The sequence below is a fragment of the Thermobifida fusca NBRC 14071 = JCM 3263 genome (genome assembly GCF_001592045.1).
In the GTDB taxonomy this organism is placed as follows: Bacteria; Actinomycetota; Actinomycetes; order Streptosporangiales; family Streptosporangiaceae; genus Thermobifida; species Thermobifida fusca.
The window spans coordinates 32,218-58,758 of the sequence record NZ_BCWB01000021.1; the positions used below are offsets into that span (position 1 = coordinate 32,218).

The window sequence follows — 26,541 nt, forward strand, 5'->3', positions numbered from 1 at the left end:
GCCAGGAGGGTGGGCCGCTGCGGCCGTGACTGGAGGCCGAACGGGGGTATCGGTGATCGACACAGAGTTTGTCGACCATGTTGCTGACCGGCTGGCCGCCCTGCCCGGGGTGACCGCGGTGAGCCTGGGTGGCTCCCGGGCCGTGGGCACGCACCGCGCCGACAGCGACTGGGACCTGGCCATCTACTACCGGGACCGGTTCGACCCGCAAGACTTGCGGGACCTCGGCTGGCCCGGTGAAGTCTCGGAGATCGGCGGTTGGGGCGGCGGGGTGTTCAACGGGGGTGCGTGGCTGACCATCGACGGCCGCCGGGTGGACGTGCACTACCGGGACCTGGCCGTGGTGGAGCACCAGATCACCGAGGCGGAGCACGGCCGGTTCGAGGTTGAGCCGCTCTTGTTCCATCTCGCGGGGATCCCCACCTACCTGGTGGTGGCGGAGCTCGCGCTCAACCGGGTGCTGCGCGGCAGCCTGCCGCGGCCGGTGTTTCCGGAAGCGCTCCGCGCCAGTGCCCCGCCCCGCTGGTGGGGCACGGCGCGTATGACGTTGGACTATGCGCGCAGCAACCACGCACCCCGCGCCCAGGTTGCGCAGGTGGCCGCGGGAATCACGGTAGCTGCCTGCCAGGCCGCGCACGCGGTGCTCGCCGCCCGCGGCGAATGGGTCACCAACGAGAAAACCCTGCTGGACCGGGCGAACGTGCGCGGTATCGACGGGATTGTTGCCGGGCTGCGCGCTGATCCGCACGCACTGGCCGAGGCAGTGGATGCGGCTCGCGCGCTGTTGACCGAGCGGGTCGACGCCGCTCTCAACCAGCGGCCTGGCCCAAGCCCGAGCCGTTAACCGTCCTGTCAGTGCGGTTCAGGCTGGGGCGGGCGCGGCTTCCAACGGAGGCGGGTCAGCGTGCGGGCTTCCCACAGCACGACCACGGCTCCCGCGGCGAGTGCGGTGAGCACCGCGCTGGTCGCATGCGCCGCCACCGTGTGATATGTCGGGGTGAGCGTGCCCCACAGGTTGATCAGCATGTGGCTGACCACGACCGCGGCGACACTTGCCCCCGTGTTGACGTAGACCCACGTCCATAGCACGCGTAGGGCGACCGTGGCGAGGAACTGCCAGGCCACCCAGTCGGGCGGGTGGACCTGGCTCCACGGCACGACATGCCAGGCCGCGCTGACGACACCGATGACAAGGGCTGTGGTCAGCGCACCGTGGCGGGCACGCAGCGCGTCGGTGGCGTACGCCGTCCAGCCCACTTCCTCGGCTGCAGCCGCGCCGAGGTAGACGCAGACCAAGGCGAGCACCCCGGGCAGGGTCGGCTGCGGCATACTGACCGGCTCCCCGGCAAAGCGCAGGAGGAGGTGGGTCAGCACGGGCCCCGCGGAGACCAGGGGTATCGCGGCATACCAGACCCACCGGCGCGGGCGGGGCGGGACCAGCAGCCGCCCCCACAGGGCACGGACCGCGGCGGACCTCCCCTCCTGCCAGGCCAGCAGGGTAGCGGCGATGGCCGGGCAGACGAACATGAGCGCGCTGACCGGCATCGCCATGGGAACCGCGTCGGGACTCTCGACGAGAAACCCGAGGATCCAGAAGGGAACCGCGAACAGGAACGTCAGCAGGAAGAGGCGGAGCGGCGCCACCAGTGTCGGCGTGTCGGTCACGGCTACGGACTCCGTGGTTGCTGGTGCAGAAGGCCCCGGCGCTTTGTCGGGTGCTGTCCGGTTCGACGGGGCTGCGGGGACCGCGGTTCCCTGTGCTGCGGGCCTGGGAGGGCCGGGTGTGGTGGATGGAGTGCTCAGTGTTCCCGAGGACGGCGTCGGACAGCGTCCCGGCTCCGGTGCCACACGGCGGCGAGCCGGTTCCAGCCGTGGCGGAGCAGGGTCAGCGGCCGCGGGCGGCGGGCCCCGATCCCCCAGTCGTGGGGGACGGCGATCGCGGACAGGTCCACCGTGTCGGCTCTGCCCTGCATCCGGTAGCGGCCGTGGATCGCGGCTACTGCCGTGCTCAGGTCGTCTGGTTCGGCGGCGGTTCGGGCGAGGGCCCGGGTGCGCCACAGGGTGAGCTGCTGGGGCGTGTCGTGGACGAGTTCCACGACCCCGGCGTTCGCCCATTCAGCGCGGTCCACGAGCTGGGCCACGGTCCGCGGCGCCACCCCGCAGGTCACTGGCACGCGGAGCAGGTAGGGTGCGGGGAATCCGGTGCGGGGTGGGTGCGATGCGAACCGGACGCGGGGTTCGGCGAGATAGTGGGCTTGGATCAGGCGGGCTTCCACCCACCAGTCGGCCTCGGTGTCCCAGTCGGCGACGAGGACCACGTCCACCTCCACGCCTGTGCTGGCGAGGAGCCGGTCCACGCAGGCGCGCACGAGTTCGTAGGGGTGCTGGGCCGCGTCGACGACGGCGAGCACCATCGGCACCCGGTGTTCTCCACGACGCCGCGGCCGGTAGGCGGGGCGGGCGTAGGGCACGAGGGTGCTGAGTGCGTCGCTGCGCAGTCCGGGCACACGGGTGCGGGTGGCGGTGGCGCTGCCTACGTGCCAGGCGCGTGCCTCCCGGTCGGGGATGAAAATCGCCCCGTGCTGCCACAGCCGGTAGCCGAGTTCGGTGTCGTGGCCCAGGGTGAGCGCGGGGTTGACTCCGCCAGCGGATTCGTAGAGGGCGCGGCTCATGGTCACGCATGCGCCGACGAAGGCCTGGTAGCTCAGGCTGTCGGCGTCGCGGAGGTCGTTGGTGCGGGCGAGCAGCCGGGCGATGCGGGGATGGGGTGGGGCGTCGGGGAAGCGACGGCGGAGGGTGCGGGCCACGACAGGGTCGGCAGCGTCCACCGGGTCGGGATCGTGGTCGAGCGCGTAGCGGAGGTCGGCGAAGGACACCGCGTGGGAGTGCGTGTGCTGCCAGCGGACCAGGGTTTCGATGAGGGTGGCTTCGACTAACAGGTCGGGGTCGAGCCAGCACAGGACTTCCCCGCTGCTGATGCGGGATCCGTGGGCGCGGGCATGTCCAGGCCCCCAGCCGTCGGGCGGGGCGGGTTCGATCCGGCACCGGTGGGGCCGCCGGTCGGGAAGGCGCAGCCGGGGTGTGGAGTGGTCGTCGACGACCACGACTTCCATCAGGTGCGCGGGGTAGGTCTGGTGGGTGAGGCAGGCGAGGAGCCGGTCGAGCTGCCGCTGGTTGTTGCGGGCGGGGATGACGATGCTGACGGTGGGGCCGGGTGTCCAGGAGCCCACGGTGGGCGGGGTGAGGGTGCTCCAGTCGTTGCGGAATACTCGCGGATCAGTGGGTTCGGGCGGTGACACACCCTCGATTGACAACTCTGTGTAACTAAATAGATTCACACGGTCACTATAGGGGGCAAGCGGGCAGGGTTCTGGGAATGGCCTGCTCTGCAGCCGGGGGCGTCGCCGAGTCCGTCCTCCTCGGCGACGCCCCCATGACCGCACGGTCACCGTCGCGGCATTCCGACGCTATCCGCAACCAGAGACACTTTTCAGTTTCCCCCGCCGGCCACGGCTTTACTCTCCCACCAGGACCAACGCTTCGTGACTAAGATCACTTACCATAGTGATCTCGGTAACGAAAAATTGGTGCGGGGTGGCGGCACGGCTATTCCCCTTCCCGTGCACCGGTCCCCCCGGAAGAGAGCCGCGCACCAGCGGTGCCCGCCTCCTGTCTTGCGGCTCAGCCCCGCAGCAGGGCGCGGTGGGCCAGTTCACGGCAGACCACCGCGAAGTCCATTCCCGCGGCCTCCACAGCCAGCGGCAGCGTGGACGTGTCGGTCATTCCCGGAGAGACGTTGACCTCGAGGAAGTAGACGCGCCCAGTCTCATCGATGATGAGGTCGGTGCGGGAAACGTCCCGCAGCCCAAGGGCGCGGTGCGCGGTGACCGCCGCATCCGCGGCAGCGCGCGCCACCTCGTCGGAGAGCCGGGCCGGGCTGAAGAACTCGGTGCGTCCCGCGGTGTAGCGGGCCGCGTAGTCGTAGACACCTCCGTCCGGCACGATCTCCACGGCGGGCAGCGCCACCGGGCCGTCCCCCAGGTCAAGCACGCCAACCGCGACTTCGACCCCCGTCACCTGCTGTTCGATCAGCGCGGTGTCGCTGTAGGCAAAGCAGCTCACCAGGGCCGCGGGCAGCGCGGACGCTTCCGTGACGGCCGTCGCCCCGAACGCGGAACCGCCCTGGGCGGGTTTCACAAACAGCGGCAGCCCCAGCATCGCCACGATGCGCTCCAAGACCGCGTGGGCACCCAGGTCGTGGAAGAGCGACTTGGGGAGCGCCAGTCCACGCGGCACGGCAATCCCCTGCTCGGCGACGAGGGTCTTCGCGATCGGTTTAGCGTAGGCGGCCCGGCAGGCATCGGGACGGGCACCCACATAGGGGACCCCGGCCAGCTCCAGGACTTCGCGGATCGCCCCATCCTCCCCGGACGTGCCGTGGAGCACCGGGAACACCACCTGCGGCGGATCATCCGTCAGCAGATTGAGCAGCTCAGGACCGACATCGCAGGTCTGCACCTCCACGTCGAGACGGCGCAGCGCCTCAGCGACACGCCGACCGGAGCGCACCGACACCTCGTGTTCGGGTGACAACCCTCCGGCTAGCACGAGCACCCGGTTCAGGTCGGCCACGGTCCTGCCCTCTCTTCGTCCCTGTTCTGCTGTGGTCACGACTGCTCGGTCTCCTACGGCAGGTCAGGCGCTGGCGCCTCGCCGCCCCGCCCGGTGGAGGAGGGGACACCACCGAAGGTGTCACGCAGCTCGATCTCGCTCTCCAGGACACTCACCAGGCGGCGCACTCCCTCGCGGATCTGTTCGGGAGTGGGATAGCAGAACGACAACCGCATGTTGCGTTCTCCGCCGCCACCGTAGTAGAAGCCGGTTCCCGGAACGTAGGCGACCCGTTCGTTGACGGCGCGGGGCAGCATCGCCTTGGAATTGATCCCTTCGGGGAGGGTCGCCCACACGAAGAAGCCGCCGCTGGGCCGGGTCCACGAGCATTCCGGCGGCATGAGCGCGTCCAGGCTCGACAGCATGGCGTCGCGGCGGGCCCGGTACATTTCGTTGAACTCTTTGATCTGTTCCGGCCACGGCTGGGTGGCCAGGTAGCGGCCCACAATCGCCTGGTTGAAGTTGGAGTGGCTGAGCATCGCCGACTCGACGGCCAAGATGAGCTTGTCACGCACCGCTGCCGGAGCCAGCGCCCAGCCGATCCGGAACCCGGGGGACAGCGTCTTCGAAAAAGACCCCAGGTAGATGACGTTGCGTTCCGACTCGGCGCGGAGCGGACGCACCGGATCGCCTTCATACCGCAGCAGGCCGTACGGGTTGTCTTCGACGACCAGCAGGTTGAACCGCTCGCAGATCTCCAGGACGCGGTGGCGCCGCTCCGGGGCCAGGGTGACCCCGGCAGGGTTATTGAAGGTCGGCACCGTGTAGAAGAACTTGACCCGTTTTCCTTGACGGGTCAGGGCGGCGAGACGTTCCTCGAGCGCTTCGGGGATGACCCCGTCGTCGTCCATGGGGATGTGCTCGATGTGGGCCTGGTAGGCGGCGAAGGTGTTGATCGCGGTCACGTACGTGGGCCCCTCGGTCAGCACCACGTCGCCGGGGTCGACGAAGACTTTGGTGACGAGGTCCAGTGCCTGCTGGGAACCGACGGTGACGATCACGTCGTCCGGACTGGCGTCGATCTCCTCGAGGGCCATAACCTCGCAGATCTGCTGGCGCAGCACCGGGTCGCCTTGGGCTGAGCCGTACTGCAGGGCGGTGCGGCCCTGTTCGACGACGACCTGCTGAGCGAGTTCCCCGAGAGCGTCCAGCGGCAGGGCGCTGATGTTGGGCATTCCCCCGGCGAGGGAGACCACTTCGGGTCGGGAAGCGACGGCGAACAGTGCGCGGACTTCCGAGGCCACCATCCCTGCGGCGCGTGCCGCGTAAGCGTCGACGTAGGGGTCGATACGTGAACCCTGCGGGTTGGGTTGGGACTCTCGGGGATCAACGGACACGATCCACCTCCGCTTGTGAAGGACCCGTACGGACCGGAACCGCCGACAGGCGGGGCCGCGTACGCGGTCCATATCTGGAGGACGGCGGGCAAAGCGGTCATCCCCCTCTTTTTCCGCCGTCGACGCCCCGGTTAATGAGGCAAGTGTACGCACTTGTCAACCTCAGCACCCCCAATGGCCGCATCCGCAGCGGTGTAAACCTCCTCACGGCCGCTAAGTTGGGAGGCGCCCGCGGGCGAGCGGGCACGGCGCCCTACTCGGGGAACGTCGGCAGGAAAGCGGTAAGCCGCTGGGCGGAGACGCGCTCCGCCTGGCGCGTGGTTCGCGTCGTCCCGTGGACAGCCCAGCGGACCGGGGGACGCGTAGGGGGGACGGTTCCGGTCAGCGGGTGAAGCCCCGCAGCCGGTCAAGCTGGCGACGTTCACGCTTGGTGGGGCGTCCCGCACCGCGGGGGCGGCGGGCCACCGGAACGGCGAGCTCGGGCGGCACCACAGGAGTGTGGTCGATGTAGCAGCGGGTCGCGATCGGCGCACCCACGCGTTTTTCGATGATGTGGGTGACCTCGACGATCCGGGTGACTCCGTTGACGCGAGCCCGCACCCGGTCGCCTACCTTGACCGAGGTGGCGGGTTTAGCGGGCTTGTCGTTGACCCGAACGTGCCCGGCCCGGCATGCCTGGGCCGCGTCCGAGCGGGTCTTGGTGAGGCGTACCGCCCACAGCCACCGGTCCACGCGCGTAGCGGGGGGACCGGGCGGGAGCGGAGGAGCCGTTTTCTGCGGTTCTTCCGAACGGGCCGGTTCCTGCCTGGGATCGTGGTCGTGCACGGTCCCCAGGGTAGCGTCGGCTCCCTGGGTTTCGAAGGGGCCGGGGCGGCCCCGGTACGGTACGGCGCCGCCCCGAGTCAGGCACCGGTCAGCAGACGTTGTAGCTGCTGTTGATCCGGGTGATGTTGCGGAAGGTGATGTTGATACCGCAGGGGTTCTCCCGGATACCGGTGTTGGTCACCGTGAGGTTCTGGATGGTGACGTTGGCGGTGTTGGGGAACTCCGACCGCGCAGCGATACGGATCTCCCCGGAGTCGCGCACCGTTCCGGACTGTCCGGCCACGGTGACGTTGTAGCAGTTCTCGATGAGGATGGCGTTGTTTCCGGTGTTGGCCAAGTCGATCCGGTCGATGACCGCACCGCCGCTTTCGGAGACGCAGAAGACGCCGCGTCCGCCGCCGCGGGCCCGCACTTCACCCACGCGGATGTTGACGGGGTAGCTGTCGCCGATCCGTCCGTTGCGGTTGGCCATGCGGAACGCCGCGTACCCGGTGCCGGTTCCCGCGTTCTCCGCGTCCACCAGGCCCACGTTCGCGTTGATGGTGTCGTTGAGCAGCAGTCCGGAGTAGGCGACGTTGCGTGCCACGACAGTGCCGATCGTGATGCCGTCCACGCCGTAGGTTTCCACGCCGTGATTCCCCGTGCCCGACACGTAGACGTGGTCGATGCTGACGTTGCGGGTGCGGACACTCCGGTTGTCATGGTTGTCGATGCGCATGCCCAAGCCGCCGGAGAGCCGCAGGTCCACCTGGCCGAAGTGGACGTTGGACGCGTTGCGCACAAAGATGCCGAAGTAGGGGTTGCCGGTGACGCTGATGTTGGGGACCTCAACGTCGTGGGCGTTGCGGATCCGCACTGCCGCGTGGTTGGCTGACGGGCTGCCGGTCACGTTGATCGTGCCGCACACGTCCAGCACAGTGTAGCTGGGCAGGTCGAGCGAGCTTCCCGCGCTCATCGAACCGGAGCCGCGCACCACCACCCGCTCCTTGTGAGTGCGTCCGGGGGTGAGGCTGTTGACCGCTGCCCGCATCGCCTGGAGCATGTCGCTTCCGGTGTAGAGGGTGCTGCCGCCTTTGCGCGCGGTCCACGTGGTGCCGTTCTTCGTGACTTCGGCGTGGTAGGAGCCGCTACCGCAGGTGTCGGAGCCGCCGCCGTTGTCGGTGACTTTGATGAGCTGCCAGCGCTGGTTGGCGCCGTCGTGGTCGGTGTACTGGGAGATGCGGGCACCGTTGGCGGTGGACCATTCCCAGACCTCCAGGGCTTTGCCGCTGTTGCGGTTGATCAGCCGGATGTCGCCGCCCGCGGAGTCGACGACCCGGAACTGCTGGTTGTACCCGCCGTGGTGGTCGTACTGGCGGATTTCTGCGCCATCGGCGGTGGAGCGTTCCCACACGTCGACGGCTTTGCCGCTGTGCCGGTTGACCAGCGCATAGTAGCCGTCGCCGGCGGGGACGAACCGGAACTGCTGGTTGTACCCGCCCAGGTTGTCGTATTGGCGGATCTCGCCGCCGTTGGCGGTGGACCATTCCCACACGTCCATGGCTTTGCCGCTGTGCCGGTTGACCAGCACATAGTAGGCGCCGGTGTCGATCGTCGCTGCCATAGCCGGGCGGGCGACAACCGTGAGCAGCGCGGCGAGGAGCGCAACAACGCCGCCGCAGGTCATCACGAGTCGCACCGATGAGGGCCATTCTCTCCGGTGGACTAGGGAGGGGGTGAGGGACACGTGTACCTCCGTGGGGATCATGTCCGGCACTGCGCCGGACGGGAGGGGCCGCATGTGCGTCCCAAGTGACGCGCTCGCCGAAGCGAAAGCGTTGTCCGAATAGCTAAGGAAATATCACTGAGCGCGTCAATACCCCTACGTTCCGCAGCGGCGCCATTGTACCCCGGTGAGGCCCGCCCACCAGCGCAACCGGCGTTGCGGAAGCGATATGAAGAATGCGCCAGAGTGCACACCCCCATTCATAGAGTCATCCCATGTCTGTTTCCGTCCCTCGTGTACGGCGGTGGCTGCTCGGCATCCTCGCCGCCGTCCTCGCTGTCGCTCTCATCACTGCTGGGCTCGCGGTCTGGACAGTGCGGCGTTCTTTCCCCCAGGTTTCCGGGGAACTGGAGCTTCCCGCGCTGAGTGCACCCGTCACCGTGTACCGCGACGAGTACGGCATCACCCACCTGTATGCCGACACCCCGGAGGACCTGTTCACCGCCCAGGGCTATGTCCATGCCCAGGACCGCTTCTGGTCCATGGACTTCAACCGCCACGTCACCGCGGGACGTCTTGCCGAACTGTTCGGTGCCGACCAGGTCCCCACCGACGCCTACCTGCGCACCATGGGCTGGCGCCGCGTTGCCGAAGCCGAATACGACCTCCTGGCGGAGGAGACCCGGCGCTACCTGGACGCCTACGCCGAAGGCGTCAACGCCTACCTCGAGGGAAAATCCGCCACCGAGGTGAGCTTGGAATACGCGGTGCTGGCGGCCACTAACAGCGAGTACGAGATTGAGCCGTGGAGCGCCGTCGACAGCCTGGCCTGGCTCAAAGCGATGGCGTGGGACCTTGCAGGCAACATGCACGACGAGATCGCCCGTGCCTCGCTGCTGGCTCGCGGCCTGCCCCGGGAACAGGTCGAGGAGCTCTACCCGGCCTACCCGGAGGAGCAGCACGCCCCCATCCTCGCCGGCGGCCGGGTCCGCGACGGAAAGTTCGTCCTCGACTCCGACGAGGCGGAGCAGCGCGACGAGGACGCTGCCGACATCCCCGCCACCGCTGCGGTGCGCGCGCTGGCCGGGCTGCAGGAACCGCTGGAAGCGATCCCGCGCACTTTCGGTCCTGCCTCCTCCGACCTGGGCTCCAACTCTTGGGTGGTGTCCGGCGAGCACACTGCCTCAGGGCTGCCGCTGCTCGCCAACGACCCCCACTTGGGCGCGGTGATGCCGTCCATCTGGTACCAGATGGGCTTGCACTGCACCACCGTCGACGAATCCTGTCCGTTCGACGTCACCGGGTTCACCTTTCCCGGCCTGACGGGGGTGGTCATCGGCGCGAACGACACGATCGCCTGGGGGTTCACCAACCTCGGCCCCGACGTGATCGACCTGTACCTGGAGAAGCTCGACGGAGACTCCGCGATCGTCGACGGCGCCCCCGAACCGTTGGAGACCCGCACCGAGACCATTCGGGTTGCGGGCGGCGACGATGTCGAGATCACCGTCCGGTCGTCCCGCCACGGTCCGCTGCTGTCCGACCCGGAGCTCGGCGCGCAACTACGCACGTTCGCCGCCAAGGCGCCGGTCACTCCCGAAGGGGAGCCTGCCGAGACCGCCCAGGACGGCGACTATGCGGTCGCCATCAGTTGGACCGCGCTCACCCCGGGGCGGACCGCAGACGCGATCTTCCTACTCAACCGGGCCCGCACGTTCGACGAGTTCCGGGAGGCGGCGCGCACTTTCGAGGTTCCCGCCCAGAACCTCATTTACGCGGATACTTCCGGGAACATCGGCTACCAGGCCCCGGGGAAGATCCCGGTGCGGGGGAAGGGTGACGGCCGCTGGCCGGCACCGGGGTGGGACTCCGACTACGACTGGAAGGAGTATCTGCCTTTCGAGGAGCTGCCCACCGTCGTCAACCCTGATTCGGGGTTCATTGTCACCGCCAACCAGGCGGTGGTGGACTCCGGGTACCCGCACCTGCTCACCACGGACTGGGACTACGGCTACCGTTCCCAGCGGGTCGTCACGCTGCTGGAAGCTGCGATCGCAGACGGCGGCCTGACCGTCGAGGACATGGTGGACATCCAGTTGGACAACGAGAACAGCGGGGCGCGGGCCCTCGTCCCCTACTTGGTAGAAGTGGACGTGGAGGGGGCTGCCGCGCAGGCCCAGGAGCTGCTCGCCGGCTGGGACTTCCAGCAGGACGCTGACTCGGCTGCCGCGGCGTTCTACAACGCCACCTACCGCCACCTGCTGCCGCTGGTCTTCGACGAACTGGGCGCCAACCCGAAGATCGAGGCGTCACAGGCCTGGCTGCTCTTGACTTCCCTCGTGGAGTCTCCCGAATCCGAGTGGTGGCGCGGCGAGGAGGTCTCCAGCCGGGATGAAGCGCTGCGCGTGGCGATGGAGCGGGCCGCCGCGGAGCTGACTGAGCTGCTCGGCGAGGACGTGGCTGCCTGGCGGTGGGGTGACCTGCACACGCTCACCGTCCGCAACGCGTCCTTCGGGGAATCCGGTATCGCCGCGGTGGAGTGGTTGTTCAACCGGGGCCCGGTCGCGACGGGCGGGGGTTCCAGTGTCGTCAACGCCACCGGCTGGGACCCGGCCCAGGGGTACGAGGTCACCACGGTGCCGTCGATGCGCATGGTGGTGGACTTGGCGGACGTGGACAACTCCCAGTGGATCAACCTGACCGGCAACTCGGGGCATGCGTTCCACCCCCACTATGCCGACCAGCTCGAGCTGTGGGCTGCGGGGACGATGCTTCCCATGCGGATGACCCGGAGCGCCGTGGAGGAGGCGGCTGAGCACACCCTCGTCTTGCGTCCCTGATCCACCATCGGTTGTGGCGAGGCGGGGTGCCGCGCGGAGCAGGCAGCGGCACCCCGCCCGGTACGGGCCGGGGTTCTACCCTGGTCGGAGGTCCGAGGACGGCCGGGAACCTACGGTTTGCGGGCCAGTCCTCCGGCGAGCAGGTGGTGGGTGGTGCTGTCGGTGGGGGTTTCGGCGTCCGGACGCCACTCGTTGGCGGCGACCACCCCCGGTTCGAGCACGTCCATTCCTTCGAAGAACCGCTCGATCTGCTCCTTGGTGCGGAACCAGCCGCTGCCCAGGCCACCTTCGAGCAGCGCCTGTTCGACTTCGCGGCAGACCGGGTCACCGGAGTCGTAGAAGTGGGTGATCAGCATGTAGCTGCCAGAGCTGATGCGGTCCCGAATCTTCCGGGACAGCGCCCACGGGTCGTCGGAGTCGTCGAAGTGATGCAGGATCGACGCCAGGAACACCGCGACCGGCTGGTCGAAGTCCAGCAGGGCACGCACTTCGGGGTTGTCGAAGATTCCGTCCGGGTGGCGCAGGTCTGCTTGGACAACAGTGGTGGTGACTTCGTCGGCGAGCAGGGCACGGCCGTGGGCGAGGACCACCGGGTCGTTGTCGATGTAGACGACGCGCACTTCCGGGTCGATCTCGTGCGCGATTTCGTGCACATTTCCGGCGGTGGGCAGGCCGGAGCCGATGTCGAGGAACTGGCGGACACCGGCACGGACCAATTCCCGGGTGGCACGGCGCAGCAGCATGCGGCTTTCCCGGCCCAATTGTTTGCCCTGGGGGAAGACCTTCTCCACGGCGGCCGCAGCGGCCCGGTCGGCGGGGAAGTTGTCCTTCCCGCCGAGGAAGTAGTCGTAGACGCGGGCGATGCTGGGGACTTCGGGGTTGATCTCAGCGGGGAGGTTGGTGGGATCGGGTGCCTGCGTTTTCATCCAGGATTCACTGGCCATGGAACCGCTCTTTCACCTGAGGGAACCGCTGGGTAACAAGGGTTGTCGAGATCATCAAACCACAGGAATGGCCAGGTAATGTCCGTGTTTCCCGAAATTGATCCCCGCCAGACAATAAAAGCGACAAATGCCCTGTTTTAGGACAATTTCTCGGGGTTAGTTCCGCGGTGATTCCAAGGCCGCGCGGACCCGTGCCAGCACTTCTTCGTGGGACGCCCCCGCTGGGTAGACCGCCACAAGCACCGCACGGTCCCCCCGCTCATCCGACCGCTGCTCACCGCTGCGGCGTAGTGCGGGCGCCATCATGTCCACGACGAACGCCAAGGCCTGGTCGAGCCGCTCCAGCGGCGAAGGCGACGTGACTTCCGGAGCGCGCAGCCACATCCGTAGCACATGGTTGTGCGCGGCAATTACTGCCGCAGCCACTACTTCCGCGGCGAGCACCCGCGACTCGTCACTGTGCCCGCCGGTCAGGTGCTGGGTGAAGAGCGACTGGTAGCGCGCCGTCATTGCGATTTCGCGGTCCCGTAGCGCAGGACGGGTCCGCACCAGGCGATAGCGGCGCACGGCCAGGTCGGGCTGGCTGGTGTAGGAGCGGAGCACCATGCGCGCCGCCGAGCACACGGCGCTCACTGGGTCTTCGGGCGAGGAGGCGAGATGGGTGCGCACCGCCTCCACCAGCTCTTCTTGGTCAGCGAAGAGCAGGTCGTCTTTAGACCCGAAGCGCCGAAACAGGGTGCTGCGGCTCACTCCGGCGGCGACCGCGACGTCGTCCATCGTGGTCGCTTCGAAGCCTTTCTCGTCGAATAGTCGCAGCGCCGCGGCAACAACCCCGCGGCCCTCCGTACGCCCCGCCATCACCTCTCCTCGCACTCGTTCGACCCCTGGGAACCGCCGCCCCATTCTGCCCGCATGACTACCTATCCCCCATACTGACACTTAGTTCCGTTTATTGACACTTAGTGTCATACTGGGGATGTTCGCGACGCTAGGAGACCCCATGAGTGACTTCGACCTCTACCGGCCCACCGAGGAGCACGAAGCCCTCCGCGAAGCCATCCGCTCCGTCGCTGAAGACAAGATCGCCCCGCACGCGGCCGACGTCGACGAGCAGTCCCGCTTCCCGCAGGAGGCCTACGAGGCGCTGCGCGCCAGCGACTTCCACGCTCCCCACGTCGCGGAGGAGTACGGCGGTGTTGGCGCAGACGCGCTGGCGACCTGCATCGTCATTGAGGAGATCGCCCGGGTGTGCGCCTCCTCTTCCCTCATCCCCGCGGTCAACAAGCTCGGCTCGATGCCGCTGATCCTCTCCGGATCTGACGAGGTGAAGCAGCGCTACCTGCCCGAACTGGCATCTGGCGAGGCGATGTTCTCCTACGGGCTCTCCGAGCGCGAGGCGGGATCCGACACCGCGAGCATGCGCACCCGTGCCGTCCGCGACGGCGACGACTGGATCCTCAACGGCCAGAAGTCGTGGATCACGAACGCCGGAATCTCCAAGTACTACACGGTGATGGCGGTCACCGACCCGGACGGGCCGCGCGGACGCAACATCAGCGCTTTCGTCGTCCACATCGACGATCCCGGGTTCTCTTTTGGAGAACCGGAACGCAAGCTCGGCATCAAAGGTTCGCCCACGCGCGAACTGATCTTCGACAATGTCCGTATCCCCGGCGACCGCCTGGTGGGCAAGGTCGGGGAAGGACTGCGTACCGCGCTGCGCACCCTCGACCACACCCGCGTCACCATTGGCGCCCAGGCTGTGGGCATCGCCCAGGGGGCGCTCGACTACGCCCTGGGCTATGTCAAGGAGCGCAAGCAGTTCGGCAAGGCCATCGCCGACTTCCAAGGCATCCAGTTCATGCTCGCCGACATGGCCATGAAGCTGGAAGCGGCCCGCCAGATGGTTTACGTCGCTGCCGCCAAGTCCGAGCGCGACGACGCCGACCTCTCCTTCTACGGTGCCGCCGCTAAATGCTTCGCCTCGGATGTGGCAATGGAGATCACCACTGACGCGGTGCAACTACTCGGCGGCTACGGCTACACCCGGGACTACCCGGTCGAGCGGATGATGCGCGACGCCAAGATCACCCAGATCTACGAGGGCACCAACCAGATCCAGCGGGTGGTCATGGCCCGGCAGCTCTTGAAGAAGTGAGCGAGCAGCGCTGGCGAGGCCAGTGCTGCTGACCGGAGGATCCGTTTGCGCCCCTCGGAGCCCAGCTCCGAGGGGCGTTTCCTTGGCACGGCCCGCCCGCGGTCCCCGGTCCCCGAGGCCGTCTCTTACCGATGGTCGAGCGTGCCTGGCTCTCGAGACGGTGAGCTGCCGCTGACCTTGCGGTGAGTTTTCCGATTATCAGCCGACATTGTCGGGGCGGATTATTCACAATAGAGAATTCCGTCCCTTTTTTATGTCGTGTGAGGTGCGCATGCCCAGCGGTGAGCGGTACTGGGTCCGCGGCTATCGGCGCAGAGACGGAAGCTATGTCCGAGGGCACTACCGCAGGTATCCACGGTCGCGTTCGACATCCGATCCGGGGAAGGCTGTCTTTGGGCCGTGGTTGTTCTGCTGATCCTTGTGGGGCTAGGGATTATGACGCTCGTCTAGCCCGCAAAACTCACCCCGGATGGAATGGTGATCGAAACCCCTTGGGGCGACCTACTCCTGTCAGCCTGCTCGACAAACGGTGGAGAGAACAGCAACATCCGCCCTTCGGAGCATTGTTTCCGAAGGGCTTTTCCGTTGCATCCTCGCAGCGACACCCTGCGGACCATCCGGTGCATGGGCAGCGTATTCACTGTTCAGGACGAGTGGTAGGAGAGATGCTCCTGTCGCACCGGGCTGCGCGTATGCTCTCCTCCCGTGCACTCCCCTGGCTCCAGCACAGTACGGCGATCGGGAGAGGAATCGCGATGACGCGGCTGCGCGAACCGCTTCTCTCACCGATGTGCTTCCCCCACCAGAACCACTCTCTTCTCTCCTGCAGAGCAGCCCGGAAATCTGCAGCAGAATCCTCATACTCTCCTTTCCCGCCGACCGAAATCCGTTATCACCAACTCCAGCAGTTCCACATTTCCATAAAAGGAAACCCATCACTAGTGATGTGGTATTGGCGCTGGCGAATAATCTTTTCCCCGGCTCTCTCCTGCAGCAGTGTTACAGGAAATCCAGAGATCTTGCTGGGCGAGCGGAAAATCCGGTTTTGCTCTCCTCTGCACTTCAGCGGTGTCGGTGCACTCCGGCGACGGAAACGCGGCTCTCTGTCAGAATTGCCCGGCGGCTGGGGGTGCTTCGCTGCCGGAAGCGTCGATGCTCCACGCTCGTCGACCCATGGGAAAGACTGGCTGTAGCACGGGACGAATGCGGGGCAGAAGTAGGGTCAGACCACCGTCCCGCATCTCTCGTGCGTCGTGCAGCCGCGAACTGGGCGCTCCGCTCCACATCCGCCCACTAAAGTGGCATAGGTCACACCACCCAAGAGACTTGAGTCCCTAGTTTTCTGGAATGATTCCAGAAAAGATATGTTGGGAAGAGGTGGGCGCCTCCCTCCGGGGAAGTGTCGGGTTGGCCCCGCACATTGGCCCAGCCGACTCTCGTCCGCTGAGGTGAGCCCCACCACGCGGGCACTGTCGCGCCACACCGGAACTTCCGGGCCGGCGCCGTCCCGATCTCTACCAGCCATATCCACGATCAAGGAGACCGACTTGACCGAGACCAACGAGGCACTGTCCACTGCGAGCAACGCCACGGGCTCCACGCTCGACTCTGGTGCGCCTGCGGCTAGCGACCGCAACTCGCTGAGCGTGGGCAGCAACGGCCCGCTGCTGCTGCACGACGTACGGCTCGTTGAGACGCTCGCCCACTTCAACCGTGAGCGGGTCCCCGAGCGCAACCCGCACGCCAAGGGCGCCGGTGCCTTCGGTGTCTTCGAAACCACGGAGGACGTCTCCCAGTACACCAAGGCTGCCCTGTTCCAGAAGGGTGCCCGTACCGAGATGCTCGCCCGGTTCTCCACGGTCGCTGGTGAGCAGGGCTCCCCGGACACCTGGCGGGACGTGCGCGGTTTCGCTCTGAAGTTCTACACCTCTGAGGGCAACTACGACCTGGTCGGCAACAACACGCCGATCTTCTTCGTCCGCGACCCGATGAAGTTCCCGCACTTCATCCGCTCCCAGAAGCGGATGCCGGACACGGGTCTGCGCGACAACAACATGCAGTGGGACTTCTGGACCCTCAACCCGGAGACCGCCCACCAGGTCACCTACCTCATGGGTGACCGCGGCCTGCCGCGGACCTGGCGCCACATGAACGGCTACGGTTCGCACACCTACATGTGGATCAACGCCAAGGGCGAGAAGTTCTGGGTCAAGTACCACTTCAAAACCGACCAGGGCATCGAGAACATGACCAACGAGGAAGCCGAGCGTCTCGCCGGTGTGGACGCCGACTTCCACCGTCGTGACCTGGTCGAGGCCATCGAACGCGGGGACTACCCGAGCTGGACCCTCTACGTGCAGGTCATGCCGTACGAGGACGCCAAGACCTACCGGTTCAACCCGTTCGACCTGACCAAGGTCTGGCCGCACAGCGACTACCCGCTCATCAAGGTCGGCAAGATGACCTTGAACCGCAACCCGGAGAACTTCTTCGCCGAGATCGAGCAGGCCGCGTTCGCGCCGTCGAACCTGGTCCCGGGTATCGGCGTCTCCCCGGACAAGATGCTGCTGGGCCGCGTCTTCGCCTACGCGGACGCCCACCGGGCCCGGATCGGCACCAACTACTTCCAGCTGCCGGTGAACAAGCCGCGGGTGAAGGTCAACTCCTACACCTTCGACGGGCACATGACCTACGAGCACTCCGGCAAGGCCCCGGTGTACGCGCCCAACTCCTACGGCCGTCCCTGGTCTGACCAGACCGGCCCGGTCGAGGACAGCTGGGAGGCCGACGGCGAGCTGGTGCGCAGCGCCTACGAGCTGCACGCTGAGGACGACGACTTCTCGCAGGCCGGCACCCTGGTCCGCGAGGTCTTCGACGACGCCCAGCGGGACCGGCTCGTGGAGACGGTCGCCGACCACCTGTCCAAGGGTGTCGTCGAGCCGGTGCTCTCCCGGGCCTTCCAGTACTGGAAGAACATCGACGAGACCATCGGCGAGCGGATCGAGAAGCGGTACCACGAGATCGCTCGGTGATACGCTGCTGACCAGGTGACCAGCACAGGTCAGTAGTTTCCGCGGTGGTGCGGGCCCCTCCCCCGTGCCACCGCTTTTCTTGTTCCGGCTCCAAGGGCTCTGTTTCCCGCGGAGCGGGCATGGTCTGCGGCTGCCCGGCAGGGTCACTCCCCCAGAGGGCTGGTGGGCGCTTTCCGTTTCGGCAGGATGCTGATCGTGCCCGACTCCTCCAAAATGGCGTAGTCGATCTGCTCCATCCGCGAAATCCCCTGGCTGCTGCGGGCGACTTCGAGGATCTCGCTTTCGTCGATGTGGTTCCTGGCCAACTGCTCGGCCAGCACCTTCCCCTGGGCGACGAGCACCACCGGCACACTCTGCGTCAGCCGGGCGAACCAGGGGAACCGCCACCTCAGAAAGTCGGCGGTGCGTCCCACGGCGACCAGGGTGAGGATCGCCAGGGCGGCGTTGGTGACCGAATAGTCGTTGCCGAGCAGTGCCTGCTGGGTGGCTTCGGAAATCACCAACAGCAGGAGCAGATCGAATGTGGTGAGCTGCGCCATGCTGCGTTTCCCGGCGAGCCGGAAGACCACCACCAGAATGACGTAGATCGCGACCGCACGCAGCACCGAGTCCACAAGCTTCTCCCTCTTACGGGTAGATGAACTGCCACCACCGCGCTGGCACCGCCCCTTCGACACCGATCCGCGCCCAGTGCAGTCCGGAGTGCTCGGTGCGGAGGTCGAAGGTGACTTTCACCGGTTCCCCCTCGTGGGGGGCAGTGAACCGGTAGACCACCCGGTCGGCTCTGCTGGCCACGGCAGCCGGCACCGGAGTGATACCTTGAACCGTGACCGCTTCCAGGAACTCGTGGGACAGCCCGAGTGCGACCTCCCCCTCCCGCACCGCCCGGGGAGCAATGACGACCTTCAGGGTGGTGGAGGTGGCGACCCGCACAAACCGCTCGTAGTCGACCTGCACGGTCTGGTCGCTGCTTCCGGCACTGGCCCGGCTCAGCGGCCCTCCCCCGAACACACCCAGCAGCGCGAGGGCGAACAGGAGTGCGGCCAGCACCCACGCAATCCGCTCCACCCGCCATTCGAACCGTTGGGACGCCTCGCTGCTGGAAATCACCTCCTGCTCGCTGTCCCCCATTCCTCCCCTTCCCGCGCAGCCAGGGCAGCCCGGTATCGGCCGCCCCTGCCCGCCGCGTTCGCGGCCGCCCCGCCCCACCAGCGTCGCAGCGCACCGCAGTGAGACCCCTGGCACGGCGCTATCCCGCACCTACCCGTTCCGCAAGGAAGTCCTCCCACGTCCTGCTGCCCGTGTCCGCTTCCGGTGCGGCAAGGTTGTCTCCCTGCCGGTAGGCACGGCCGATCTTCCCCGGGATCGGCACTGAGAGCAAAGGCCGGTGCGCGCCGCGTTCCCGCAAGTAGCTGCGGATAAGGTCGCCTGTCGCATACACTCGCGGCCCGGCCAGGTCCGGGACCCGCCCGGCAGGCCCGGCAGCAGCCAGGGCCACCAGCCGGGCAGCGACATCGCCTGCGTCGACAGGTTGCAGACGCAACCCACCGGGGACCGGCACGACCGGCAGCCTCGCGAGGTTGCGGACCGCATCCAACACCAGGTCGTGGAACTGGGCGGCGCGCAGCGTCGTCCACGGCACACCGGAAGCAGCCACGATCTGCTCGGCACGGTGCTTCGTCCGGTAGAACCTGAGCGGCACCCGGTCCACTCCAATGATCGAGATGAACACCAGGTGGCGTACCCCGTGGTGTGCAGCAGCCCGAACAAGGGCCTGGGTTGCCGTGTCGTCGCCCCGAGGCGCCCCGGCCAGGTGCAGCACCGTGTCGACCCCGGCTACGGCGGGCGCCACCCCGATGTCGCGGCGCAGGTCGCCGACGACGTATTCGACACCGTCTGCGTCCGGATGCGGGTGGCGGCTGAGCACCCGCACCTTGCGGCCGGACTCGCGCAGCAGCGGCACGACGTGCCGGCCGAGCGTTCCCGTGCCCCCGGTAACCAAAACAGGTGAAGTCATCGTTGTCTCCCCGTGGTCTTTGGGATCCGCTTCCCCCACTTGCGGGGAGCATGCGTTCCCGCACGGGACTCACCGTGCATCACTGGCAGGGCGGGACTGCGGTGCCACGGGCAGGGAAACGGCTCCCCGCTACGCGGGCGCGCCCGGTGGCCTGCTGTTTCCGGGCGCGCCCACCGTCGGCTGCCCGGGCCCGCTCATCCGGCCCGGGACTGTCCTCACCCGGCTGCTTCACCGAGGGGCGCGAATATCATCCCCGCAGGAAGCCGAGCAGTGCACTGTTGACTTCCTCGGCGTGGGTCCAGTTGATCGCGTGCGGCCCGCCATCCACCACCATGTACTCCACTTCGCCGAGCAGGTCGGGCAGCCGGTCCGAGGTAGCGCTGATCGGCAGGATGCGGTCGGCTGAGCCGTGCATGACGAGCACGGGAACGTCGATGCGCGGCAGGTCGGGGCGGAAGTCGGTGAGCCAGGCCTGCACGCAGGCGTAGGTGGCGTATGCGGAGGAGGAAGCGGCGACGTTGAAGCTGTTCTGCCATGCTTCTTTGCTGATCCGCTTCCCGCCGAAGACGTCGACGTTGTAGAAGTTGTCGAGGAAGTTCTTGAAGTAGGCGAACCGGTCGTCGAGGATCGCCTCTTCGATCTTCTTGAACACTTCGGCGTCCACGCCCTGGGGGTTGTCGCCGGTTTTGAGAAGGAACGGCTGGAGTGCGCCAAGCAGCACAGCCTTGCTGACCCGGTCAGAACCGTAGCGGCTCAGATAGCGGACCACCTCACCGGTTCCCATGGAGAAGCCGACGAGGATGACGTCGGAGAGGCTCAGGTGGTCGATGAGAGCTTTCAGGTCGGCGGCAAACGTGTCGTAGTCGTAGCCGGTCGTGGTGTGGGTTGACCGGCCGAAGCCGCGCCGATCGTAGGTGATGACCCGGTAGCCCGCTTCGAGCAGTGCCCGCTCCTGCTTCTCCCAGGAGTGGCCGTTGAGCGGGTATCCGTGAATGAGGATGACCGGTTGCCCGCTGCCGTGGTCTTCGTAGTAGACCCCAATAGCGGAAGAGTTCTCTGTTCCCACGGTGACAAAAGACATATCGGCTCGCCTTCTTCATTCATCAGACGGTCAAGGCAGTTGCACTCTGCTGGTCCGCCGTGGGGTAACTACCGGCCACATCCTTCCTTCAACTCTCCGACCGCGGATATTAGGAAGAATCGCCGTACTTTTGACGAAATCCCGGCGTGCCGCTCACCGGTTCTCTACTGAGAGCTCTGCTCCCTGGTGCCAGGGAGGGGGCATGCCTGTCCGGGACGGGCATGGCCGGCACGCAGCGGGCGGCGACTGCTGCGTGCCCGTCCGTGCTGCTCCTTACCTTGCGCTGCCCCAGGTTTTCCGCCCTGCAGGGTCTCGCATCGGTTGCGGTACAGTTCTCCGACTCTTTGTTTCGGCTGCTCGGAGGGCTCTTCAGACCCGCAGCACCCGGGTACCGGGGAGGCGGTTCCCGTCGCTGAAAGACATCGGCAAGCAGAGACGGGGACCTGGATACGTGGACCGGCTCCGTACGCACGGGCCGGCAGAGGGGAAGCCGCGCTGCCGCTCGCTGGCCCGGGCCCTGTCCGGGCCCGGGCACGGCACAGGTTTGGCCCCTTTCCTCCCTGGGACGCGGCGACGCTACTGGCCGGGGTGTGCGGTGAGGTTGAGGTGGGTTATCAGTCCTTGGTCGTTGAAGTCGGCCCTCACGTCGAATCCGGGTCCGGTGAGGATAAGACCGTTCCCGTCCGGGGTGGTCTGCTGCTGGAAGCCGCGCAGTGCGGCGTAGCTGGACAGGGCGCGCCTGTGGTTGGACAGGGGAAGATCGGCGAGCGCCTGCTGGATGACTCGCATGGTCCGCGCCGGCTCGGGGGCGGGGAGCATGAAATCGGGATGTTCCATGAGGAAAGCGACGCGGGTTCCTCCGCTGACCTCACCGGTGTAGAAGGTCCAGCATCCGCTCAGGGCTTTGGCGGCCTCAGCGAACAGGAACGCGACCTGGACCGGGTGCTCCGGGTTCTTCGGTAGCTCCGCAAAGGGGATTTCGGCGCGGGTCAGCTCGGGGATGCCGAGCCGTTCACCGTGGGCGCGCAGCTCGGCGGAGAGGCGGGTCAGCTCTTCGGGGAAACCGCTGGGGTTGGCCCACGCCCACAACCATGACCGGGGGCCGGGGGCAGCGGTGCCTAGCAGGTGGAACCGTTCACAGACCAGGGTCTTCTCCGGGCCAATGAATTCGAGCCGTGGTGCGCGCAGGTCAGCGTGCCAGTCGTGTTCGCCGAGCACGTCCACGAGGTGGAGCTGGTGTTCCAGGGAGAAGAGGGCGGCGTCGTCGATCAGGTCTGTCAGTGTCATCGGTGTGGGCATGCTGGGGATGTTAGGGGGAGGTGGTGACACTTTCCGCCTCCGCCGCTGAGGCCTGCTCCCCCATGGTTGACCGACCCGTCACCGTGTCCTGTCGACTGTCCTCGGAGACCGGTGACCGCAGCTCCTGCGGTCTGCCGTGAGCCGGCCTCAGCAGGATCCCCGCACTGCACCGGTCGGTTCTGGAGCTGTCCAGGGCTGAGGAACCGTGGGCCGCTGCGCAGCTTTCCTGCGCGTTTCCGGAGCGGGGGCCGACTGTTCAGGTTGGCACGGACTGGGTGAAGCAGTGGCGGCTGGGGGCGCGCCGCGGCAGCGGAGGCTTCAGCTCTTCCCGTAGGAATTCCTGAGCTCGGTGGGATGGCGGCACCGACGAGGACAGCCATCCCACCAGCGTGGGACCGCGGTTGGAGCACGGCGTTACCCCGCCCTGGCCGGGACGGGGCGTCACCGGTTCCCCGCCTGATCCTCGGCGAGGCAGGGATCACCGTCCCAGCGCACGACGGAGTAGACGCCCTCCGTCCAAGGGCCCAGCGTGCCCCACCGGTGGGACCACTGGTCGACCAGGTAGAGGCCGCGTCCGTGTTCCCGGGACGGGTCGTCGGGTGTGACGACGTGCGGAACCGAGTCCCACTGGCGCGGTGGGAGGGTGTGCACTTCGATCCGCACTCCGTGCTCGTTCACGTCCACTCGGACGGTGAAGGAGTTTCCGGGGTCGCCAGAGCGGGTGTGCCGGAGGGCGTTGGTGGCGAGTTCAGACACGATCAACGCGGCCCGGTCAAGCACGTCTGCAGCGGTAGTGATCCACGGGCACGAGCGGACCACCTCGACCACAAAGCGGCGGGCGGCAGCCACGCTGTCGGGGGTTCCAGGTAAGGCGATAGAGGTCATGCTCACCAGGCCGCAGCCTTTCCACAGAAACACAGAAATGGACATTTAGGGCAATAAATAATGAACGAATCCCGTGTTTCGTGGAAAGAACGAAGTGGAGGGTGGCGCATAGGCTCTCTCCTCGCCGCTACTCGGGTTCAGTAGGTAAGTACTAACGGAGTGGATGTGATCGCTCCGGGTACTGCCGCCTGGTCAGAGGCGGTTCAACACTCCAGCACCGAGCAACGGTTTTCCAGCCTTAGCGCTGTTCTTTGAATATTTATGAAGACCTAAACTGAATAGTTCTAGTCCGGTTCTAAGGAGTCATAGAACTGTGGTGAAACACCCTGCATGGTCCCGCTTCGGCGCCGAGGTCCGCCGGTTACGCGTCCAATCAGGGTATTCACAAGCCCAGCTCGCCAGAGCGATCCCGCTCAGCCAGAGCATGCTCAGTGGTATCGAACTAGGTCGCAAAGGAGCCAAAAGGGATCATGCGGAGGCACTGGACCGGGTTCTCAACACTGGTGGAAGGCTCGTCCGCCTTTGGGATTCCTTGAACTCTATCCCCGCTCACCCTTCGTGGTTTCAAAACGTCCTTGCCCTGGAACGCAAGGCGGTCGAAATCCGCGAGTATCAAATGGTCGTTTTGCCAGGTTTACTGCAAACCGAGGACTATGCACGATCTTTGATTCGCCCTGCTCAGCCATGGGCTAACGCCGAAAAAGTGGACGAGCTTGTTCACGCCCGCATGAGTAGACGTGAGATCCTGACTGCACCAGACCGACCGCTCTGCTGGTTTGTCGTGGATCAAGTCGTCATAGATCGTGTCACCGGTAGTCCAACGGTGATGAAAGAGCAATTGACATACCTTCTCAACCTGATCGAGGACCACACGATCAGGTTTCAAGTGTTCCCGCAAGAAATCCCCCTGCATCCTGGGCTGACAGGGCCGATCAGAATCATGTCCTTTGACGACCGCCCCACCATGGCCTATGTGGAACACACACTCGGTGGCCTGCTGACCGACCAACAGCAGGAGGTTCGCTACTGCTCAGCGATATTCTCAGCACTACAGTCCGAGGCGTTGTCTTCTCACGCCTCTGCGGACTACATCCGCAGAAGAAAGGACCAGCTATGAACTCTGGCTACACGGATCTCAGCAAACTCCGGTGGCACAAATCCAGCTACAGCAGCGGCAATGGTGGCAATTGCATCGAGGTGGCAGAAACCCCCACAACTATCCTCGTCCGCGACACTCAACACCGTAACCTTGGATACCTCGTTTTCCCTCTCACCGAATGGACTCTTTTCCTCAGAAACCTCAAAAACGGTTTTTGTTAACCGTTTTCTGCCATATTTCCGGGGTCGCGATCAGTGTGTAGCCGTGGCCCCGGTCCTCAGACCCGGTTGGTACACCGGGCTCCCATCATGGGGTGGAGTGCCCTCGGGCAAGGCTTCGGACTCCCGGGCCTCATGGGGAAAGGACGTCACCCCTGGTCCCAGGCCGTCTCGGCATCGCGGTGCAGGCGCGACCTTATCGTCCGCCCACGTCTTAGCCCATCTGGTTGAGATGGTTCAGGGCGCGGGTGTTGCCGGTCTGGGCGGCCCGCTGCCACCAGTACTGAGCGCTGCCCATGTCGCCGCGGCCGTGCAGCAGGTTGCCGAGGTTGACCATCGCGTCGATGTCCCCCGCGTCGGCGGCCCGGCGATACCACTGCTCCGCACCGAACGTGTCATGCCGGTTCTCCAATAACACGCCGAGGTTGACCATCGCGTCGAGGTTCCCGGCTTCGGCGGCCCGGCGATACCACTGCTCCGCACCGAACGTGTCACCGCGCTGCTCCAGCAGATTGCCGAGCACTCCCATGGCGCGGATGTTTCCGGCTTCGGCGGCCCGGCGCCACCAGGTTTCGGCTTCTGCGGTGTCGCCTTTGCTGTAGAGCAGGTTGCCGAGAGTGTGCATGGAGGCGATGTGTCCGGCTTCCGCGGCCCGGCGATGCCAGAGTTCAGCCTCCGCACTCTCCCCCCGCTCCTTGAGCAGGTCCCCGAGGTTGACCATAGCGTCCACGTCGCCTACCTCAGCGGCACGCCGATACCACGATTCGGCTTCCACCAGGTTGCCGCGTTCCCGGGAGAGGAGGGCGAGGTTGAACATGGAGTCGAGATGTCCGGCTTCCGCGGCCTTCCGGTACCAGGACTCGGCTCCGGCGATGTCGCCTTGTTCACGGTGGCGCAGCCCGAGAGTGAACATCGTCTGCGGGTCGCCCTCCGCGGGCGGGTGGGCAGTGGGATGAGGCTGCGGGGCCGCAGGCATCCACTGGCTGGGTGCGGCATACCCGGTCGCATGAGAGGGCTGCGGCGGTACAGGTGCTGCCGTGGGCGGTGCCGTGGGGAGCGCCTGCGGGGCGATCTGCGGGCTAAAGAACGCTGGGGAACCGGACGCCTCGGGTGCGGCAGCCCGGTAGATGAGCTCCCCCAGTTCGTGGCTGTCGGGACGGGCGGCAGGGTCCTTGGCCATCATCCGGGCGACGAGGTCCGCGAGCTCCAAAGGCACGTCGGGCCGGAACTCGCGGATCGGCGGCGGATCCTGGGTGAGGTGCTGGGCAAGCAGGGCGGGCAGCGGACCGGTGAACGGGATTCTGCCGGTCAGCATGGTGTGCATGACACCGCCGAGCGCGTAGACGTCGCTGCGGGAGTCGACTTCTTCGCCTTTCCACTGCTCTGGGGGCATGAACGCGGGGGTGCCAAGCGCGGTACCGACCGCGGTGAGCTGGCTGGTGGCGTCCGCGATGTGGGCGATGCCGAAGTCGCAGACCTTGACATGGCCGGTGTCGAGGAGGAACAGGTTGCCGGGTTTGAGATCGCGGTGGACGACCCGGTGGGTGTGTGCGGCTCGCAGGGCGTCGGCGGCCTGCACTGCTACAGACACCACAAGGTCCAGCGGCATGCCTTGCGGATGGTCGGCGAGGACGGCGCCCAGGTCACGGCCGCGCAGCAGCTCCATGACGAGGAACAGTTGGCCTTCGTGGTGGCCGAAGTCGTGGACAGCGGTGATATTGGGGTGTTGGATGTTGGCGGAGATACGGGCCTCGCGCTGGAAGCGTCGAATGAGGACACCGTCGTTGTCCCCGCTAAGGATGAGCTTGACGGCAACCTCGCGTTCCAGGTGCGGGTCGAAGGCCCGCCAGACTTCCCCCATGCCGCCTCGGCCTAGCCGTTCTTCCAGCCGATACCGTCCTGCCAGCACCGCCTCGGACTGCACACGCAACTCCCTTGGACATCTGCCATTGTCTTCCTCATTCTTTACCGCAGTGGGCGGTGACTCTCGCCACCGTCCGGTAGCAGAACTCATTGCGCCTCTTCACACGGCTTCGGTGTGGTGGACGTCCGGGGCCGGTGCGCAGCGCAGGGCCGTGGACGCCTCCCGACGGTCGTTGGTTTCCCTTGCTTCTTGCGGGGGCGGTCCGCCGCGGCGCAGGGACGGTCCACCCAGCGGGGCAGACCAGATCCGATCTGGATAGCGACCAGGAAGAGTCCTTAATGTTTCGGGGTATGGGGTGGTGCTCCCGTCCGCGGAGCGGGAAGACGGTTCTGTCCCCTACCTCGCCCAGCACGGTATGCGTCCTCCGGGGCAGGCAGTCCAGTGTTGGGGCGGCGCCCTCTACAGCGGAAGGTGTGCGACGACTCTCGATAGTCCTTTCGTCGTAATTCCTGGTCGGTGCGGGTCCGGTCGCACCGAGGACGGGGTTTCGCTCCGCTCATGGTGGG

General features: G+C 66.4%; 21 protein-coding genes. 6 read left to right on the plus strand and 15 right to left on the minus strand.

What is annotated here, in order from left to right; all coding sequences use genetic code 11:
• Positions 1–52: 52 nt before the first annotated feature.
• Positions 53–844, plus strand: a complete 792-nt coding sequence (locus TF1_RS04500; RefSeq protein WP_016188744.1) for a nucleotidyltransferase domain-containing protein — start codon at positions 53–55, stop codon at positions 842–844.
• Between the two features lie 8 nt (positions 845–852).
• On the opposite strand, the gene TF1_RS04505 is transcribed toward TF1_RS04500, so the two are convergent.
• From TF1_RS04505 to TF1_RS04530, 6 genes are all read right to left on the minus strand, one after another.
• The gene (locus TF1_RS04505) at positions 853–1,665 is read right to left on the minus strand and encodes a CPBP family intramembrane glutamic endopeptidase (RefSeq protein WP_011292064.1); all 813 of its coding nucleotides are present in this window, start codon (positions 1,663–1,665) and stop codon (positions 853–855) included.
• A 134-nt stretch (positions 1,666–1,799) separates the two neighbouring features.
• A complete protein-coding gene (locus tag TF1_RS04510; RefSeq protein WP_159055960.1) occupies positions 1,800–3,299 on the minus strand; it encodes a glycosyltransferase in 1,500 nt (499 codons plus the stop codon).
• Positions 3,300–3,681: 382 nt separating this feature from the next.
• The gene (locus TF1_RS04515; RefSeq protein WP_016188746.1) at positions 3,682–4,632 is read right to left on the minus strand and encodes a D-alanine--D-alanine ligase family protein; all 951 of its coding nucleotides are present in this window, start codon (positions 4,630–4,632) and stop codon (positions 3,682–3,684) included.
• A 53-nt stretch (positions 4,633–4,685) separates the two neighbouring features.
• A complete protein-coding gene (locus TF1_RS04520; protein WP_011292067.1) occupies positions 4,686–6,008 on the minus strand; it encodes an aminotransferase-like domain-containing protein in 1,323 nt (440 codons plus the stop codon).
• 381 nt (positions 6,009–6,389) lie between these two features.
• Positions 6,390–6,740: an RNA-binding S4 domain-containing protein gene (locus TF1_RS04525; RefSeq protein WP_255266141.1), complete on the minus strand. Its 351-nt coding sequence runs from the start codon at positions 6,738–6,740 to the stop codon at positions 6,390–6,392.
• Between the two features lie 181 nt (positions 6,741–6,921).
• The gene (locus TF1_RS04530) at positions 6,922–8,559 is read right to left on the minus strand and encodes an RICIN domain-containing protein (RefSeq protein ID WP_234351649.1); all 1,638 of its coding nucleotides are present in this window, start codon (positions 8,557–8,559) and stop codon (positions 6,922–6,924) included.
• 254 nt (positions 8,560–8,813) lie between these two features.
• Here TF1_RS04530 and TF1_RS04535 point away from each other — a divergent pair, with 254 nt between their 5' ends.
• Positions 8,814–11,378: a penicillin acylase family protein gene (locus TF1_RS04535; protein ID WP_011292070.1), complete on the plus strand. Its 2,565-nt coding sequence runs from the start codon at positions 8,814–8,816 to the stop codon at positions 11,376–11,378.
• 110 nt (positions 11,379–11,488) lie between these two features.
• Here the strand turns inward: TF1_RS04535 and TF1_RS04540 are convergent, their stop codons facing one another.
• A complete protein-coding gene (locus tag TF1_RS04540) occupies positions 11,489–12,322 on the minus strand; it encodes an SAM-dependent methyltransferase (protein WP_011292071.1) in 834 nt (277 codons plus the stop codon).
• Between the two features lie 156 nt (positions 12,323–12,478).
• Entirely contained in the window at positions 12,479–13,180 is a 702-nt protein-coding gene (locus tag TF1_RS04545) for a TetR/AcrR family transcriptional regulator (RefSeq protein ID WP_011292072.1), read from the minus strand.
• Positions 13,181–13,322: 142 nt separating this feature from the next.
• Here TF1_RS04545 and TF1_RS04550 point away from each other — a divergent pair, with 142 nt between their 5' ends.
• Positions 13,323–14,480, plus strand: coding sequence for an acyl-CoA dehydrogenase family protein (locus TF1_RS04550; protein WP_011292073.1), 1,158 nt, complete (start codon positions 13,323–13,325; stop codon positions 14,478–14,480).
• 1,547 nt (positions 14,481–16,027) lie between these two features.
• Positions 16,028–17,512, plus strand: coding sequence for a catalase (locus tag TF1_RS04555; protein WP_016188751.1), 1,485 nt, complete (start codon positions 16,028–16,030; stop codon positions 17,510–17,512).
• Between the two features lie 143 nt (positions 17,513–17,655).
• On the opposite strand, the gene TF1_RS04560 is transcribed toward TF1_RS04555, so the two are convergent.
• The 6 genes from TF1_RS04560 to TF1_RS04585 all read right to left on the minus strand — a co-directional run bounded on the left by TF1_RS04560 (position 17,656) and on the right by TF1_RS04585 (position 22,794).
• Positions 17,656–18,126 (minus strand): DUF421 domain-containing protein, encoded by a 471-nt coding sequence (locus tag TF1_RS04560; protein WP_011292076.1) that lies wholly within the window; start codon positions 18,124–18,126, stop codon positions 17,656–17,658.
• Between the two features lie 13 nt (positions 18,127–18,139).
• A complete protein-coding gene (locus tag TF1_RS04565; RefSeq protein ID WP_011292077.1) occupies positions 18,140–18,643 on the minus strand; it encodes a hypothetical protein in 504 nt (167 codons plus the stop codon).
• 118 nt (positions 18,644–18,761) lie between these two features.
• Complete coding sequence (locus TF1_RS04570) at positions 18,762–19,529, minus strand: SDR family oxidoreductase (RefSeq protein WP_011292078.1); 768 nt, start codon at positions 19,527–19,529, stop codon at positions 18,762–18,764.
• A 247-nt stretch (positions 19,530–19,776) separates the two neighbouring features.
• Positions 19,777–20,610, minus strand: a complete 834-nt coding sequence (locus TF1_RS04575) for an alpha/beta fold hydrolase (RefSeq protein WP_011292079.1) — start codon at positions 20,608–20,610, stop codon at positions 19,777–19,779.
• 576 nt (positions 20,611–21,186) lie between these two features.
• Positions 21,187–21,897 carry a DUF6882 domain-containing protein gene (locus TF1_RS04580; RefSeq protein WP_016188752.1) on the minus strand — a complete coding sequence of 237 codons (711 nt, stop codon included), beginning with the start codon at positions 21,895–21,897 and terminating at the stop codon, positions 21,187–21,189.
• A gap of 453 nt (positions 21,898–22,350) precedes the next feature.
• Positions 22,351–22,794, minus strand: coding sequence for an ATP-binding protein (locus TF1_RS04585; protein WP_227481039.1), 444 nt, complete (start codon positions 22,792–22,794; stop codon positions 22,351–22,353).
• A 313-nt stretch (positions 22,795–23,107) separates the two neighbouring features.
• On the opposite strand from TF1_RS04585, the gene TF1_RS15765 reads away from it, so the two are divergent.
• Both TF1_RS15765 and TF1_RS15770 read left to right on the plus strand, forming a co-directional pair.
• Positions 23,108–23,911, plus strand: coding sequence for a helix-turn-helix domain-containing protein (locus TF1_RS15765; RefSeq protein ID WP_011292082.1), 804 nt, complete (start codon positions 23,108–23,110; stop codon positions 23,909–23,911).
• The gene (locus TF1_RS15770) at positions 23,908–24,114 is read left to right on the plus strand and encodes a DUF397 domain-containing protein (protein ID WP_016188755.1); all 207 of its coding nucleotides are present in this window, start codon (positions 23,908–23,910) and stop codon (positions 24,112–24,114) included. Before TF1_RS15765 ends, TF1_RS15770 begins: the two co-directional genes overlap by 4 nt.
• 211 nt (positions 24,115–24,325) lie before the next feature.
• Here the strand turns inward: TF1_RS15770 and TF1_RS04595 are convergent, their stop codons facing one another.
• Complete coding sequence (locus TF1_RS04595) at positions 24,326–26,035, minus strand: serine/threonine-protein kinase (RefSeq protein WP_016188756.1); 1,710 nt, start codon at positions 26,033–26,035, stop codon at positions 24,326–24,328.
• Positions 26,036–26,541 lie beyond the last annotated feature (506 nt).

Excerpts from the sequence above, each read along its gene's own strand:
- TF1_RS04535 (WP_011292070.1), top strand. The coding sequence starts at position 8,814 with ATGTCTGTTTCCGTCCCTCGTGTACGGCGGTGGCTGCTCGGCATCCTC.
- TF1_RS04540 (WP_011292071.1), bottom strand. The coding sequence starts at position 12,322 with ATGGCCAGTGAATCCTGGATGAAAACGCAGGCACCCGATCCCACCAAC.
- TF1_RS04545 (WP_011292072.1), bottom strand. The coding sequence starts at position 13,180 with ATGGCGGGGCGTACGGAGGGCCGCGGGGTTGTTGCCGCGGCGCTGCGA.
- TF1_RS04550 (WP_011292073.1), top strand. The coding sequence starts at position 13,323 with ATGAGTGACTTCGACCTCTACCGGCCCACCGAGGAGCACGAAGCCCTC.
- TF1_RS04565 (WP_011292077.1), bottom strand. The coding sequence starts at position 18,643 with ATGGGGGACAGCGAGCAGGAGGTGATTTCCAGCAGCGAGGCGTCCCAA.
- TF1_RS04570 (WP_011292078.1), bottom strand. The coding sequence starts at position 19,529 with ATGACTTCACCTGTTTTGGTTACCGGGGGCACGGGAACGCTCGGCCGG.
- TF1_RS04575 (WP_011292079.1), bottom strand. The coding sequence starts at position 20,610 with ATGTCTTTTGTCACCGTGGGAACAGAGAACTCTTCCGCTATTGGGGTC.
- TF1_RS04580 (WP_016188752.1), bottom strand. The coding sequence starts at position 21,897 with ATGACACTGACAGACCTGATCGACGACGCCGCCCTCTTCTCCCTGGAA.
- TF1_RS04585 (WP_227481039.1), bottom strand. The coding sequence starts at position 22,794 with ATGACCTCTATCGCCTTACCTGGAACCCCCGACAGCGTGGCTGCCGCC.
- TF1_RS15770 (WP_016188755.1), top strand. The coding sequence starts at position 23,908 with ATGAACTCTGGCTACACGGATCTCAGCAAACTCCGGTGGCACAAATCC.